General features: G+C 54.5%; 1 protein-coding gene. It reads left to right on the top strand.

The window, feature by feature from the left end; all coding sequences use genetic code 11:
* Window positions 1-933 (top strand): RNA-guided endonuclease InsQ/TnpB family protein (locus tag ACYVG7_RS10215; protein ID WP_460883014.1); only part of this gene is annotated, 933 nt, incomplete at its 5' end.
* Window positions 934-984 lie beyond the last annotated feature (51 nt).

Raw genomic sequence — 984 nt, 5'->3', positions numbered from 1 at the left:
GCCGCCAAGGCTCCCGTTTTCAAGAAGAAAAGCGACAACCGAGACTCAATCCGGTTCGTCAACTTCGACAAGTATTGCCGCCTTGAAAAAGGGCGGGTGAAGCTGCCAAGCGGTCTGGCGTGGGTCAAGTTCCGCCAGTCACGCCCAGTCGAAGGGAAGATTAAAAACGCCACCGTCAGCCAATCAGCAGGACACTGGTATATCTCATTTCAGGTCGAGCAGGAGCTTCCAGAGCCAGCTCACCCGTCCGGCTCAATGGTCGGGCTGGATGCAGGGATTGCCAAGCTCGCAACCCTGTCAGATGGCACGGTGTTTGAGCCTGTCAACAGCTTCAAAACCAATCAGACCAAGCTGGCCAGGCTACAGCGCCAGTTGAGCAAAAAGGTAAAATTCAGCAGTAACTGGAAGAAACAAAAAGCCAAGATCCAGCGCCTGCATTCGCATATCGCCAATATCCGCCGCGATTACCTTCATAAGGTCACAACGACAATCAGCAAAAACCACGCGATGATCGTCATTGAGGACTTGAAGGTTTCCAACATGTCAAAATCAGCAGCGGGCACGACAAATCAGCCGGGGCGCAACGTCCGGGCAAAATCAGGGCTGAATCGTTCGATATTGGATCAGGGCTGGTTTGAGCTGCGCCGCCAGCTTGAGTACAAGCAGGTATGGCGAGGTGGTCAGGTGTTGGCAATCAATCCAGCCTACACAAGCCAGCAATGTTCGTGTTGTGGTTATACGGCGAAGGCCAACCGCGAGACACAAAGCAGGTTTGTCTGTCATGAATGCGGCTATGAGGTGAACGCCGATGTGAATGGCGCTCGCAATATTTTAGCGGCGGGACACGCCGTTTTAGCCTGTGGAGGAGCGGTGCAATCAGGCCGCCCGATGAAGCAGGAACCAGGTACTGCGCGAGCAGCTATCACCCAGTAATGGGAATCCCCCTCCTGAGACGCGAAGCGCGAAGGTGGGGGAGGATGTCAA

This window comes from Pseudaeromonas pectinilytica (assembly GCF_054780855.1).
The sequence above is the reverse complement of the archived record's forward strand: the minus strand, read 5'-3'. Positions and strand labels throughout refer to the sequence as shown.